This window comes from Pseudomonas sp. 1D4 (genome assembly GCF_001728925.1).
GTDB classification, from domain to species: domain Bacteria; phylum Pseudomonadota; class Gammaproteobacteria; order Pseudomonadales; family Pseudomonadaceae; genus Metapseudomonas; species Metapseudomonas otitidis.
Genome location: NZ_LXJQ01000011.1, coordinates 1 through 12,525, shown reverse-complemented (window position 1 = coordinate 12,525; position 12,525 = coordinate 1). Strand labels below are relative to the sequence as shown.

General features: G+C 52.8%; 11 protein-coding genes and 1 pseudogene. All 12 read right to left on the bottom strand.

Going from position 1 to position 12,525, the window contains the following annotated elements; all coding sequences use genetic code 11:
- Positions 1-55: 55 nt before the first annotated feature.
- On the bottom strand, positions 56-523 hold the full coding sequence (locus A7D27_RS08060; RefSeq protein WP_069560753.1) for a PAS domain-containing protein: 468 nt from the start codon (positions 521-523) through the stop codon (positions 56-58).
- Between the two features lie 3 nt (positions 524-526).
- Positions 527-1,534 carry a response regulator gene (locus A7D27_RS08055; RefSeq protein WP_069560752.1) on the bottom strand — a complete coding sequence of 336 codons (1,008 nt, stop codon included), beginning with the start codon at positions 1,532-1,534 and terminating at the stop codon, positions 527-529.
- 99 nt (positions 1,535-1,633) lie between these two features.
- Positions 1,634-2,245, bottom strand: a complete 612-nt coding sequence (locus tag A7D27_RS08050; RefSeq protein ID WP_069564570.1) for a GNAT family N-acetyltransferase — start codon at positions 2,243-2,245, stop codon at positions 1,634-1,636.
- Between the two features lie 65 nt (positions 2,246-2,310).
- Positions 2,311-3,546 carry a TIGR03862 family flavoprotein gene (locus A7D27_RS08045; protein ID WP_069564569.1) on the bottom strand — a complete coding sequence of 412 codons (1,236 nt, stop codon included), beginning with the start codon at positions 3,544-3,546 and terminating at the stop codon, positions 2,311-2,313.
- A 308-nt stretch (positions 3,547-3,854) separates the two neighbouring features.
- Entirely contained in the window at positions 3,855-4,262 is a 408-nt protein-coding gene (locus tag A7D27_RS27030; protein WP_083265564.1) for a lysozyme inhibitor LprI family protein, read from the bottom strand.
- A 23-nt stretch (positions 4,263-4,285) separates the two neighbouring features.
- The gene (locus A7D27_RS27705) at positions 4,286-5,227 is read right to left on the bottom strand and encodes a type IV pilus biogenesis/stability protein PilW (protein WP_139134067.1); all 942 of its coding nucleotides are present in this window, start codon (positions 5,225-5,227) and stop codon (positions 4,286-4,288) included.
- Positions 5,228-5,341: 114 nt separating this feature from the next.
- Positions 5,342-5,878, bottom strand: coding sequence for a hypothetical protein (locus A7D27_RS27700; protein WP_139134066.1), 537 nt, complete (start codon positions 5,876-5,878; stop codon positions 5,342-5,344).
- A 124-nt stretch (positions 5,879-6,002) separates the two neighbouring features.
- Positions 6,003-6,782, bottom strand: a complete 780-nt coding sequence (locus A7D27_RS27695; protein WP_139134065.1) for a hypothetical protein — start codon at positions 6,780-6,782, stop codon at positions 6,003-6,005.
- Positions 6,783-7,743: 961 nt separating this feature from the next.
- Positions 7,744-8,451: a hypothetical protein gene (locus A7D27_RS27690; RefSeq protein WP_139131113.1), complete on the bottom strand. Its 708-nt coding sequence runs from the start codon at positions 8,449-8,451 to the stop codon at positions 7,744-7,746.
- A 142-nt stretch (positions 8,452-8,593) separates the two neighbouring features.
- Positions 8,594-9,424: a M48 family metallopeptidase gene (locus A7D27_RS27025; protein WP_083265563.1), complete on the bottom strand. Its 831-nt coding sequence runs from the start codon at positions 9,422-9,424 to the stop codon at positions 8,594-8,596.
- The gene (locus A7D27_RS28475) at positions 9,408-12,110 is read right to left on the bottom strand and encodes a hypothetical protein (protein WP_069564568.1); all 2,703 of its coding nucleotides are present in this window, start codon (positions 12,108-12,110) and stop codon (positions 9,408-9,410) included. The genes A7D27_RS27025 and A7D27_RS28475 overlap by 17 nt, the downstream gene beginning before the upstream one ends.
- Before the next feature lie 35 nt (positions 12,111-12,145).
- Positions 12,146-12,525 (bottom strand): annotated as a pseudogene (locus A7D27_RS08035) (DUF2345 domain-containing protein); the annotation flags it as partial.

The following is a 12,525-nucleotide window of genomic DNA, read 5'->3' as shown; positions in this document are numbered from 1 at the left end:
CCGGCATCCACCCGCTGTCCACATGGTTATCCACAGGTTCTGTGAATAGTCGGAGTCAGGCTTCGCCACCTTTGCTGGCACGCAGGGCGGCGGCCTGGCGCTTGTAGCGGGCCACTTCGGTGACGTCGTAGATGACGATGCACAGGTGATCCACCTGGCCGTTGGCGCCCCCCAGGGGGAGCAGGGTGACGTTCTGGTACATGAAGGCTTCCTCGCCGGTGATCGGCTGGTAGTTGTCGAAGCGCATCAGGTACGGGCGTTGCTCCCACAGGCTGAAGGCCCGGGTGCCCAGTTGCACCACGCTGTCCACCTTGCGTCGCAACCAGGCTTCGTCGATCTCGGCGAACAGCTCGAACAGCGGCTTGCCGTGGACCTCGTCGGGGCCGAGGCCGGAGTGGTTCTCCATGAAGCTGTTCCACACCTCGACGCGGTACTGGCGATCCACCACCACCACGCCGACGTCGATGCATTGGACGATGTCCAGCAGCCAGTGGATTTCCTTGATATCGATCTGTGCTGGCATGGGTCAGTCCATCAGGTAGCGGATCTTGTGGGTGAGGCGCGGAATGGCCTCTTCGGTGAACAGCACCAGCAGGTCGAAGTGGATGTCGTGGCCCTCCAGGCTGTAGCTGATCTCCACCGCCAGGGTTTTCTTCCAGCGACTGCGGTTGAGCTGGATCAGCCGTTCGATGGAGGCGTGCTGGCCCAGCAGCTGCGGGTGGCCCTGGGAGAAACGCACGTCGATCTGCTCGGCGATGCCCGCCAGGCAGGCGCCGATGAGGATACTGGCGAGGTCCAGCAGCATCTCCGAGGTTTCGTTGTCGTCCGCCGGCTGCCAGCGCAGCAGGCGCGCCATGTCGGCGATCTCCGAGTCGTGGAACAACAGCAGCGCCTCGCCAGCGATGGCATCGCCGATGAAGCCCTGGCACACCGCGCTCAGGCGCTCGCCGCGCTGGGCATCGGCCAGGGTCATGTGCAGTTCGCTGACTTCGAAGATGTTCACGTTGGGCACCGGCAGTTGCACGAACACACCGAGTACCTTGGCCAGCAGCGCGGCGGCGCGGCCCATGGCGACGTTGGTCACCTCGCGCAGGGCGTCGCGGAAGTTGACCTTCAGCGACAGCTCCTCGCGGGGCGGCAGGTCCACCGGCGGGGCGTCGTCGGCCGGCGGGCGCATCAGCCCCAGGCGCAGCAGGGTGGCGCGCAGTTCGTCGGGGTCGGCAGGCTTCTTGATGAAGGCCAGCGCACCGAGCTCCATCACCCGGCGCTGGGCTTCGTCCTGAATATCGCCGGACACCACCACCACGCGGGCCTTGAGGCCCTCGGCGCGGATCTGGGCGAGTACCTGGTAGCCGTCCATCACCGGCATCGTCAGGTCGAGCAGCACCACCAGGCCGAGGCCCTGGCGGATTGCGGCCATGGCTTCTTCCCCGTGGTTGGCCTGGGTGATGGACACCGGCCATTCCGGGGGCAGCGCGCGGATCAGTTGCTTGCGCGCCATCATCGAGTCGTCGCAGACGAGAAGGGGGATCACTGAGCGGTTCCGCCGTGGACTGCTGGGAGGTGAAAACAAGCATAGACGCTGTGACGAGCGCCCCGGAAGCCGTCTTGTACCTTCCGTGTGGGGTGTTCTTCAGCGCGCGTCGAGGGGGCGCACCATGAAGCGGTGGGCAGCGATGCCGGGCACGCCGGACGGGCGCTCCAGCATCACCCGAAAGCCCAGGCGCTCGTACAGTGCCTGGGCGCGTGGGTTGGCGGCGGAAACATCCAGCGCCGCGCGGTGGTGGCCCTCCAGACGGCCCAGGTGCAGCAGGTGATCGATCAGTTGGCAGCCGATGCCCTGGCCGGCCAGGTCCTCGGCCACGCCAATGTGGGTGAGGTAGCAGGCATCGCGCGGTGGCGGCTGGATCACCTGCTCCAGTTGCAGGCCCCGACGGATCACCGCTGGGGCGCCGAGGTGGTAGAAGCCGAGGATCTGGCCCAGCGCCGCCAGGCTGTTGGCCAGGTTGCGGGCACCGCTGAAGGTCGCGCCGGTGGCGACGATGCGCCCGTCCAGCTCGCCGACCCAGTGCACGTCATGGCCGAACTCGCCGGCCGGGCGGGCCAGCGTCCAGCGCAGGAAGTCGAGCGCGTGGCGTTTGCCACGGCTGAAGGCGTAGTCGAAGGCAGCCGGGCCGGAGTGGTAGACCAGCGGGGCGATGGCGGGGGCATCAGTGGCGACGGCGGGGCGGAAGGTCAACGGCATGGTGACTTCGACTGCGCGGGGGAGAGGCGAAATCTAGCACGATGGTTCCGTTTTCCAAGTGGCCGTTACGTCGGCGCGTCGATCCCCAGCCAGTCCAGCATGCCGAGGCCAGCACGTCGGCCACTGGCGAAGCAGGCGGTGAGCAGGTAGCCGCCCGTGGGGGCCTCCCAGTCGAGCATCTCCCCGGCGCAGAAGACCCCGGGCAGGTCCTTCAGCATCAGGCCCTCGGTCAGCGCCTCGAACGGCACGCCGCCGGCGGAGCTGATGGCCTCGTCCAGCGGGCGCGGGCGCACCAGGGTGAGGGGCAGGCGCTTGATCACGGCGGCCAGGCGCGCCGGGTCCTGGAAATCCGCCTGGCTGGACAGCTCCCGCAGCAGGCCGGCACGGGCGCCATCCAGGCCCAGTTGGCTGTGCAGGTGCTTGGCCATGGAGCGTGAACCCCGGGGGCGGGCGAGGGCGGCGCGGACTTTTTCCACAGGCTGGTTGGGCAGCAGGTCGAGGTACACCGTGGCCTGGCCATCCCGGTTGATGCGTTCGCGGATCGCGGCAGACAGGGCATAGACCAGGCTGCCCTCGACGCCCTGCTCGGTCAGCACGAATTCGCCCTGGCGCGGCGGCGCGTCATCCAGGGCCATGGCCACCGGCTTGATCGGTGCGCCGGCGAACTTCTCCTTCAGCAGCGCGCTCCAGCCCGCCACCTCGAAGCCACAATTGCTCGGCTGCAGGCGCCGCACCGGCACGCCACGGGCTTCCAGCAGCGGCACCCAGGCTCCGTCCGACCCCAGCCGTGCCCAACTGCCGCCCCCCAGGGCCAGCAGGCAGGCGCTGGCCTCGACGCGGACTTCCCCGTCCGGCGTGGCCAGGCGCAGCGCACCGCCCTCGGCCCAGCCGAGCCAGCGGTGCCGGGTGCGGACCTGCACCCCCAGCTCGCGCAGTCGCTTGAGCCAGGCCCGCAGCAGCGGCGCGGCCTTCATGTCCGTGGGGAACACCCGCCCGGACGTCCCGACGAAGGTGTCGATCCCCAGGCCATGGATCCACCCCCGCAACGCTTCGGCATCGAACCCTTCCAGCAGGGCGGCCACCTCGTCCCGCCGCTCGCCATAACGCCCCAGGAAGGGGGCCAGCGGCTCGGAGTGGGTGATGTTCATCCCGCCAACACCGGCCAACAGGAACTTGCGCCCCACCGAGGGCATGGCGTCGTAGAGATCGACATGCACACCGGCACGGGCCAGGACTTCAGCGGCCATCAGGCCGGCAGGGCCGCCGCCGACAACGGCGACGCAGGGGAGGGGCTGGGTCATGAAAGGCAGGGGCTGGTTGGAGTGGCGCGCATTCTAGCAGGGGTGATGGCTGGGGCGGTGGGGAGGGATGTCAGGGGCTAGTTCGAACAGCCCAGCGCGTTTTCTTCGTCACAGTTCAATACTTGAAACAAGGGGGTGAGATTGATGGTTATATCTTTCACGCACTCGATGTGTGCTTCTTTGTTTGGTTTTAGCTTTGGTTGCGGGGACGGTAATGTCCGATCTTTCTGTGTCGTGTTTGTTGTGGGTGTGGCAATAATATTTTTGTAAATATTGAGCCTGATGAGTTTGCTTCGAGCTTCGCCTTGTTAGATGTTGGCAGTTACTTCGTCTAGAAATTTTATCCTGTCGTAATTAAGTTTTGTTGTGCAGTTGTCTAGCGTTGTTTGATAGGCCTCTGCCGCCTCCTCTATTTGAAAAGCCTCAAGCTTGCAATCTGCATCGCGTAGTCTCAACCACGCTCGTTGCGCGGTTTTCAGTGTCTCGGTGTACTGTATTGAAAGTTTGGGGTGATTGATATATTGGATTTTTATTTTCTCGAAAGTGTTTTTGTACGTTAGATTCAGGAGGGTGTCGGATTTGTCTTTTCTATATTTTGCGCATTGCGCGACCTGCTGAGAGACTTTAATTTCTGTGCATGGATTTTCAGTGGCTTGCCCAAGCAGTGGCAGTGCCAGAATTAATAGCGCGATTGAGGTTTTTTCTTTTGTGTTCATGGTTGGTCTGGTCTGAGTGGGGGTTATTTTTGTGTTTTGCAGTCAGCTCTTCTTTTTGCGCGTAAGGGGATTTTTGCTGACCTTCCAGTGTTCTCCATGTCTTCTATGTATTCGTGATAGAAGTGACATGCGGTGTCTTTCATGTCTAACTCCCAATAACCATCAGCAAGATTTATTTTGGTGACTATTCGATCAGGGAATTTTTGGTGGATTTTTTCCAACAGCATTGTCGAGAGTACAGTGTTGCCGGCTTCTTGCATGTAAAAGGCGTAATTGTTCAGGAGCTCTACGTTTTGAGTTTTCAGGGCGGTACTTAGTTCGTAGACAAAATCCGGTGGGATGGGTTTTCTGTTGTCTTCGTCTGTTTTTGATGCTGTCTTGTAGAATAAGGAGTCTTTTTTTTCTAAGGTTAGTGCTTTTTTTAAGAATGCTATGTCTTCATCTATCGCTGCCGCCTGTTGTTGTTTGCCCTGTGCTTGATAGGTGGGGGCTTTTTCTTTGAAGTCCGACAGCAAAACACAACACTGAATGCGCTGAACGTGAAAGTTGGTAGGGAATTTATTTTCTTTAGGGATTGGTTCTTGCTTCAGTGCATAAATTTCATCTCGATAAGGCTCATCCCAAGATGACTCTTTGATAAGAATCCAGTTCTCTGCCTGATTGCTCCAGCGAAATGTATAGGTTCTTTGCTCTATGGTCTTTGGCGAATAAAAATCTAGTGGAATTACGATCTCGCCTGGGAAGTAGCCGGGGGCTATTCCGGCGGAGGTCATATTAAATGCCCCGGAGATTTCTTTGCCATTTCCTAGTGATATTTTTAATGAGTTTAGTCCGTCATAGTCCTCTATGGGAGTTATGGTGAAAGAGTCGCGTAGGGTGTCTTGGTTGAAGTCGTATATGCAGGCGCTTGCTGTTGCATAGATTGATAAGTTTGAAAGTATCACGAATGATATGTGTTTGAGCATTTTGGTTTTTTGATTTTATGGTTTTTTCGAATTTATGATTCAGTATTTAATGGCTTGCGAATACTCTAGTTGTAGGCGGTAGAATCTCATTTTTGCGTTTGGAATGGCGTGTTTCTACGGATGGTTTAGATGGCGATCTATATAAGCTTTTACGTCCTTTGCTGTTTTTAGTTTGAAATGAGTTTCCTCACCTTCATGATACCCCTCCATTCCAATTGTTTCGGGGTTTCGATTTATTAGGTCATTGCCAGCGAGTCCATGCTTTCCATTTTCATAAGCATAGACGTGATAGCTTTTTCCGTAGGTTCCGAGTCCGCGACTGTTTATGTTCCAAGAAATAATAGCTATGGCGTTGGTTTTGTGGCCTATTTTATAAAAGAATAGTGATTCAATGATCGGAGGGCCTCCTGCATAATCATATTTGTCGATAACTATTTCTTTCTCGCACTGTCCATTATTTTTTATCGAGGCGATCATGTAAATGGGGTAGTGTTCTTCTTGTGATTCGGAGAAGTAAATTTCAGAATTTCTAATTAATTGATTCTTGAAAGGGCCATGCACAATGCTATCGCTGTAATGGCATGGAGTTGTTTCTGATAAAGCGCTCGATGAAAATATGAACGGAATTGTTGCTATAAAAATCCGGCGCACCTATGCCTCCTCGCTAAAATAAAGAAAGATTATCTTGATAAGAAATTCAGAGTGCCTCAGTTCTCTATAAGGTGTTCTTTTTTGCATGTTTTTTACTGGCTTTACTATGGTTTCGTAAAAGCCTCTAATTATTGAAAAGATTTTTTATGTCTTGACAGTTGATCCATCCCTGAATAAGTCCGCGTCTTGGGTTTTTGTACCCAGCTAAGCACCATCCGGATGTTTGATTGCTTAATTCAACTAAGTCGCCTTCGACCAAATATTTATTTGTACTTTTGCTCTCTAGGGGTTCTGTGTGTAAGTGGGTTTTTTTAAGTATTTCTTTTTTGATGGTTTTTCCAGAAACTAAATCGAAATAATCTCTGGTGGTGATTGTTTTTCTTATTGTTGCGGTATCTTTATAGGGGAAGCGGTAGGTTATTGTGTTCTCTTTTTCGTTGTATATATCCCCGCCTGCGCCGAAGAAATTTGTTTGAGCATGTTCCAGTTTAAATTCTAGGTTGTGTCTTCTGTATGCGCGAACGCTATAGTAGTCACTTGAATAGTTCACTCCTGTCGCTGTGTTGCTTATTTCTGTGGCTTGAATGATAAATAAAAATTCCCCTTTCTTGCTGGGGGTGTTTATAAAAGTAGCCCCGGCGATTCGTCCAGGGTTTGCTAGATAGTGCAGTCGGTCGAACTCTATAAGTTTTTTTGTGATGCAGTTATAAGTGGATAGGGTGATTTGATAGTTTTCTTCAGAAGGTCCTTCTTCTGGTAGCTGCGCTTTGCCAAAGACAACATATAAGGACTCGGATATTTTTATGGGATTGCTTATTTTTTCATCGTTTACTAGCTTGCACTGTGCTTTACATGTGGTAGAGAAAAATAGCACTGCTATTAAGAGTGATTTGGAAATGCTCATTCGCAGGTGGCTCCATATAGCTCTGAAAATGTAATCGAGATTTCATTAATGAATTGTCTCAATCCGCGAAGTAGGGCTTTAGCGCTGGTTCAATGGAGTGCCGTTGATTGAGATATAACACGATACACATAGATCACTCAGAAAGCCGGTGTAGAGATTACTCATTCGATCCGGGAGTCCTTGGCAGCGCGCCGGATGAACGCACCTGAAAAATACTCGCGTCCTGCAAATACTTATAACCACTATCGAATATGACTAAAGATCACTTGGCTATTTATCTTGGTCCGCAAGATATTTTTTGATGGCGCCTGCGTTCTTATAAGCGCAGTGGGTTGCTTTTTTTGTCTCTAGATAGATGCCCTCATAGCAGCTTTGGAGTTTTGGGTCCTGAGGGTCGCCAGGAAAGAAAATGAGTGACAATGTGTCTCCCTCCGAAATGATAGGTATCGCTAATGTTGAATATAAAACGCCATTGAAGTGATTGCTTGAAATGGGGTTTCTAGTTAGAACGTACATTGTTTTCCCTGCTCTGCTGGGTGTTTTCCAATCGTAAAAGAATACTGAGGTAATTTCTTCGCCCTCAATCTTCCAAATGTATTTAAGGTCGGCCTTTAGGGGGTGGACTTGGACGTAAAAAATTTCGCCTGCTGCTATGTGTGCTTCTGAAATGCTGTTTTTGAAATTGCTCTTCAAAAAATATACGATCATTTTTTTGTTGTCTTCAGATACCACTACCGGAGGGTGAAGCTCTCCGATGTAACGTGGGGCGGGTGCAGTCGCAGTTAGTGCTAGCGCTTTGTTTGTTAAGGTTAAGGATAGAGTTAGTATGCGGAATAGTGTCTTTAGATGTATTTTCATCCGTAAGTGTTTTCGAGGTTATTGGTAAGTATGCGGAGCCAAAATTTTTTAGCTTTCGATTTTAATGGTGGGTAGTGCTGGTTTGAAGATGTTGTTGTTATTGCTAAAAATTAATTTTCCTTAAGTAACGCTCTGCAGCTTTCGTGGAAAGCTCTTTCTGAAAAAGCAATGCCATAATAAGTTGGGGTGTTATGCATTTTTTCTCAAATATCCACCTATTTGGGTCGGTGCTTTCTAGTTCATTAACTATTACGCTAATTGGGTCGCCTGCAATGCTTGATAGGCATGAGCCATAATATTCTTTGAACGAATTTCTCGCGAGATCATTGCTTTCTAGCAACTCTTTGTAATTAATTGATTTTATCGGCACAGGTGGGCTTTTAAAGAAAACGCCCCTTACAGCTAATTCTCCAGAAAATGCTATCGTTTCTTCGCGAGAAATATCGAGGGTGTCACTTAAAAGATTTATGAAAATTTTCCGATCAACACAAATTGCCGTATCAGGGCTGCAGAAGTAAAAATTCAATAAAAGATGCTCATTTGCAATTGCTGCGCCACGAAATACTTTCAGCCCTCCCTTGTTGTGAACAGATTTATTTGGGATTAGTTCGTTGTTGTGGCTTTTGCGTATTCCATTAATTTTTATGTCAAGCTCGTAGAAGTCTTGTCCTGTGTCTATTAAGTTTGCTTCTATTATTTTATTTTCTAGTCTGGATTTTATGGATAGTTCTTCTTCTGCATGACTGTTCAGGGTGAGGGTGGCAACTACAAATATAAAAATTAATCGCTTAATTAAGTGTTCTCTCTTCATCCTATGTTTTCTTGAATTGATCGCTGTCATTAATGGCTGTCATTGGTGGAGAGCTATTGCTTTTTCAAGGTCTTAATTAAAAATTACAATATGTCGGATATTTTTATCCAGGGCTGGTTTTTTGATTGTATCTTGTTGGGGGTTATGGTGAGCGCTCGTAAACTCTTTGGGGTATGGTTTTTTCTCTTTTCTCAGTTGACATGAGAATTCTGTATTTTCTATAGCTCTCACGTGCTTCTTTGAATTTTTTTGCACTCCAGTAAGTGTCGGCTAAATTCAGCCATGCGGCCGTTCTCTCTGGTCTTTCTTCTAATATTTTTCTTAGAAAGTTAATGGCAGTTTCTGGTTGGCCTGAAAGCTGTAAAAAAGAAGCATATTTCTCTATGAAGTCACATATTTCATTGCCGCTAGCTGAATTTTCTATCCAGTGCATGGGCATATTTTCTGCGTAGGGCTTCATTATTGTTATCGCACCCTGTTTGTCACCCTTCTGATATAGGTTTTGGGCTATCTCATGAGTTATTTTAAGCGTTTCAAGAAAATTTTCTTTGTAGCTTCTGGTGTGTGCTTCTTGTAAAGAATATATATCTGTAAATGTAACTCCTAAGCCGCATATTCCAAATGTGTCAACTTCTATGAATATGGTTGATTTGCTTCTTTTTTCTAGGGTTATGGGTGGGGTATTGGATGAGGCTTCCTCATAGCTAAAATATGATGACTTGAACGGATAGAGTTTGCCTTTAATTGCTTTTCCAGTGTCTTTGAGTTTAGCCATGATTATGCAGTTTCCTGCAGTGGCACCTCCTGCAGGTCGGCCTCCCGCTATTGCGAGTAGCGTATATGTGTTTTCGGTTTTTGATAAGCTTATTATGCCTTGATTTGACTCGTACAAATTTATGGATGTGTGTGCGAGTGAGGTGTTTGTGTAGGCTATTATTATAAGGGTGATAATTTTTTTAATAATTTTCTTCATTTTTTAGAAGCTCCTGAGCTTTGAGATTTTCGGATATGAATCTCTCGGCTACACCTTCCTGCTGAGCGATTGAGTTTTTGGAGAAATAAAATAGTTGGCCAGCCTTCTCGCCTTCTAGAATTCGTCGTCCTCTTTCTTTGTAAATGGCATCTATTAGAGTTGAATCATAGGTTTTTGTCTCTTCGTGGGGGATGGTTAGTGAGTTTATGGCATTTATTATTATCGATGAGCCAGGGCCCTGCTGGACAGCAGTAGACCAAACTACGTCGTTCATAGTGTGTGAGTGATACCTTAAATCTATCTGTGTGGTATTGAGTACTTTCTCTATTTGAATGTCATAATGAGTGATTTTTATGAATTCGTGCTCAACGCTTTTGAATTCACTTGGGTAAAGATTAACTAGGTTTTTCCATTTTTGTGTAAAAATCTCTGACCCTGGTGTAAGTCCTTCAAATTCTGATGACCAAGGGAACTGAGACCAGTTAATAAATTTTTTTACAGTCCCGCCGACAATTGCACTGCCATCGGTGAGAGTAACTTTGCTAGTCATTTGATAAGAGCCATAAGAGACGCCCCCAGCATCTCCAATACCACCTGAAACAGTTTGTGAGCCTCTGCCTCCTGTTTCGTAGGAACTGGATAGTCCGCCTAGGTCATAGTCCCTTCTCTTTCTCCTGTTCACTTTATTGAAGTTCCCAACTATTCCTGGCGCTTGAAAATGCCAAGCCTTCCCATCGTCACTAATCCCATGCTTGCCCGCCATCTCCGCCCACCAACAAAGTTCCTTGATGCGCTCCTTCTCACTTGCCCAATTGAGATTCGGATCAATACCCGGGAGATGCCCCATCAGGGGATCCAGTTCGTCCCATTTATCGGGTTTCCAGTACCACTCGCTTTCATAGTGAGTCACCAGTTGTGCGATGGATTGGGCGTGCCAGGGTTTTGCCAGGGCGGGGCCTATTTCCTGGGCGGTCAGCAGGCCCTTGGCGCCGCCGGGACGAATGATGTCGTACAGGCGCGCCTTGATCGGGCCCTGGTCTTCCTGGCTGACCAGGGCGCGGTAGTTGGCGCTTTCCTCGTTGGTAAGCCAGCGCAAGGCTTCGTAGAAGTAGGTGGCTTTGCCAACGGGACTGCCGGTTTCCTGGATGAAGTCGTAGCCCTCCCACTCCCAGGGGCTGTGGCGGGTGGTGATGAGGTCCTGTTCGGCCAGCCAGCCGCTGATGGGGTTGCCGTTGTTGTCGGCAAGCAGGTTGTCCAGCCGCCACCAACGGGTCGTTGTGGGCGTGGCACTGCCCGGTAAGGTGGTGTTCTCTTGCAGCTTGCTGTCGGCAGGGAGTCCGTCCAGCAGGCTTTGCGGGATGATCAGGTCGACGCCCACGGTCGTTCCGGCGTCGCTGATCTTCGGGGGATTGCTGGCGTTGATGTCGTCGCGGTAGGGGATGAGTTTGCTCGCGTTCTTGTGGACCTTGAGCAAGGTCTTCTGCTCATCGGGAAGGCCGGCAGCCCAGGCTTGGCTTTTGGCGATGAAGGCAGGGACGTCTTCGCAACTGAACACTTCCAGGTGCAGCAGCCGTTGTGGACTGCGGTCGTTTTCGTTCTGGTAGTGGCCCAGGTGCCCGATCAGCTCACCAGCCTTGATCGGGTGGGGCGTCGGCAGGGCGTACACCTTGTTCGGCTCGGGCGCCGAGCGCGTGCTTTCAAGCGAGCCGAGATGCACGAAGCCCTGGATGTTCCCTGCGCTGTCGGGCGAGAGGGGGGCTATGTCCTTGCCATCCACGATCTCTTTCAGCTTGCAGTAGGTTCCCGTGGAGGACTCCAGGCGGAATGTCGCACCCAGGGGCAGTACGCCGACGATGGGGTCATCACGGCGACCGTTGCCGTTCTTGCGTACGTTGAGCCCTTTTTCCGGCGCCAATGTGGGCTCCAGGTCGTTGGCCCGCTCGCCGACCAGGAAGGTGCCGGCCTCGGCTGTCTGCTCCATCTCCCCGGGGAAGACCCACATGTTCTCCGTGATCGCCACGGCGGGCAGGGTGCGGCCTTCCACGACCGCCAGGAGCCTGTACCACCCACTGTGGATGGGGTGGGCGTCGCCGACCCTGACCTTGCTGCCCTTGGGGATCAGTGCGACGACCCGGCCGGTGCGTGGCTCGGCCCTGATGCGCAGCCCCTTTACAGGGTCCGTGGCCTTGTCTGCCTTCACCTTGTAGAGGGTTTCCCCCATGAAGGCTGGAGGGGGCGGGGCGTTTGCGCCGGTGTAGCCCTCCCAGTTCAGCAGGTGCATGTAGAGGCTGAAGAAGGTCAGGGACGGCGGCGGTTCGGGGGCCGTGCCGGCTGCTGTCGGTTTTGCCGGCGCTTCCAGGTGATGCTTGACCAGCACGAAGCTTCGGGAAAAGACCGCATTGAAGGATGCGCCAGCGGAGGTGAAGTACTGGCTTTCGGGGTGGCGCGTGTCGATCCGGTAGGCGATCACTTCGCCGTCGGCGATGCAGCACACCTGGGATTGATCGAATACCGCCTCGGTCTCGCCATCGAAGTGAACCCCACCGTGCCATTGGCCGTTCGCGCCGACCGGGTAATAGCCGCCACTTGCCTGGGCCATTGCCGTCAGGTGCTGGATGGGGTCGAGTTTCCCGGCCTTGGGCTTGAAGGGAAAACTCCAGTTCTTGACCTTCGTTGTGTCGCTCATGTCTACCGGTCCTTGAGTCATTGCGTCCTGAGCGCTCAGCTCGAGAAGTTGAACATCCGCTTTGGCTTCTGGGGCTCTGTGGGTGTGTTCTGCAGGGCTTTCTCCAGTTCATCGCCTGCCTTGGCTCGATCTGCCTTGCCCGGCAGCACCGGTGGCTTGATGCCGATACCCGAGCCCTTGCCCGGTGCCCCGCCGGCGTTGAGCTTGGCCAGCGGGCCGCTGACGGTGACGCCGCCGGGGTCGAGCTTGATGAAGCTGCCGCCGGCCTGGAGGGTCAGTTCCATGCCGGCTTCGATCACCAGCTTCTGCCCGGCCTTGAGGTGGATTTCCTGCCCGGCTTCCACGAGCCGGTTGCTGCCGATGCGGATGTGCTGCTCGTTGCCGATGGTGAGGTGGTCGTCCTGCTTCAGTTCCG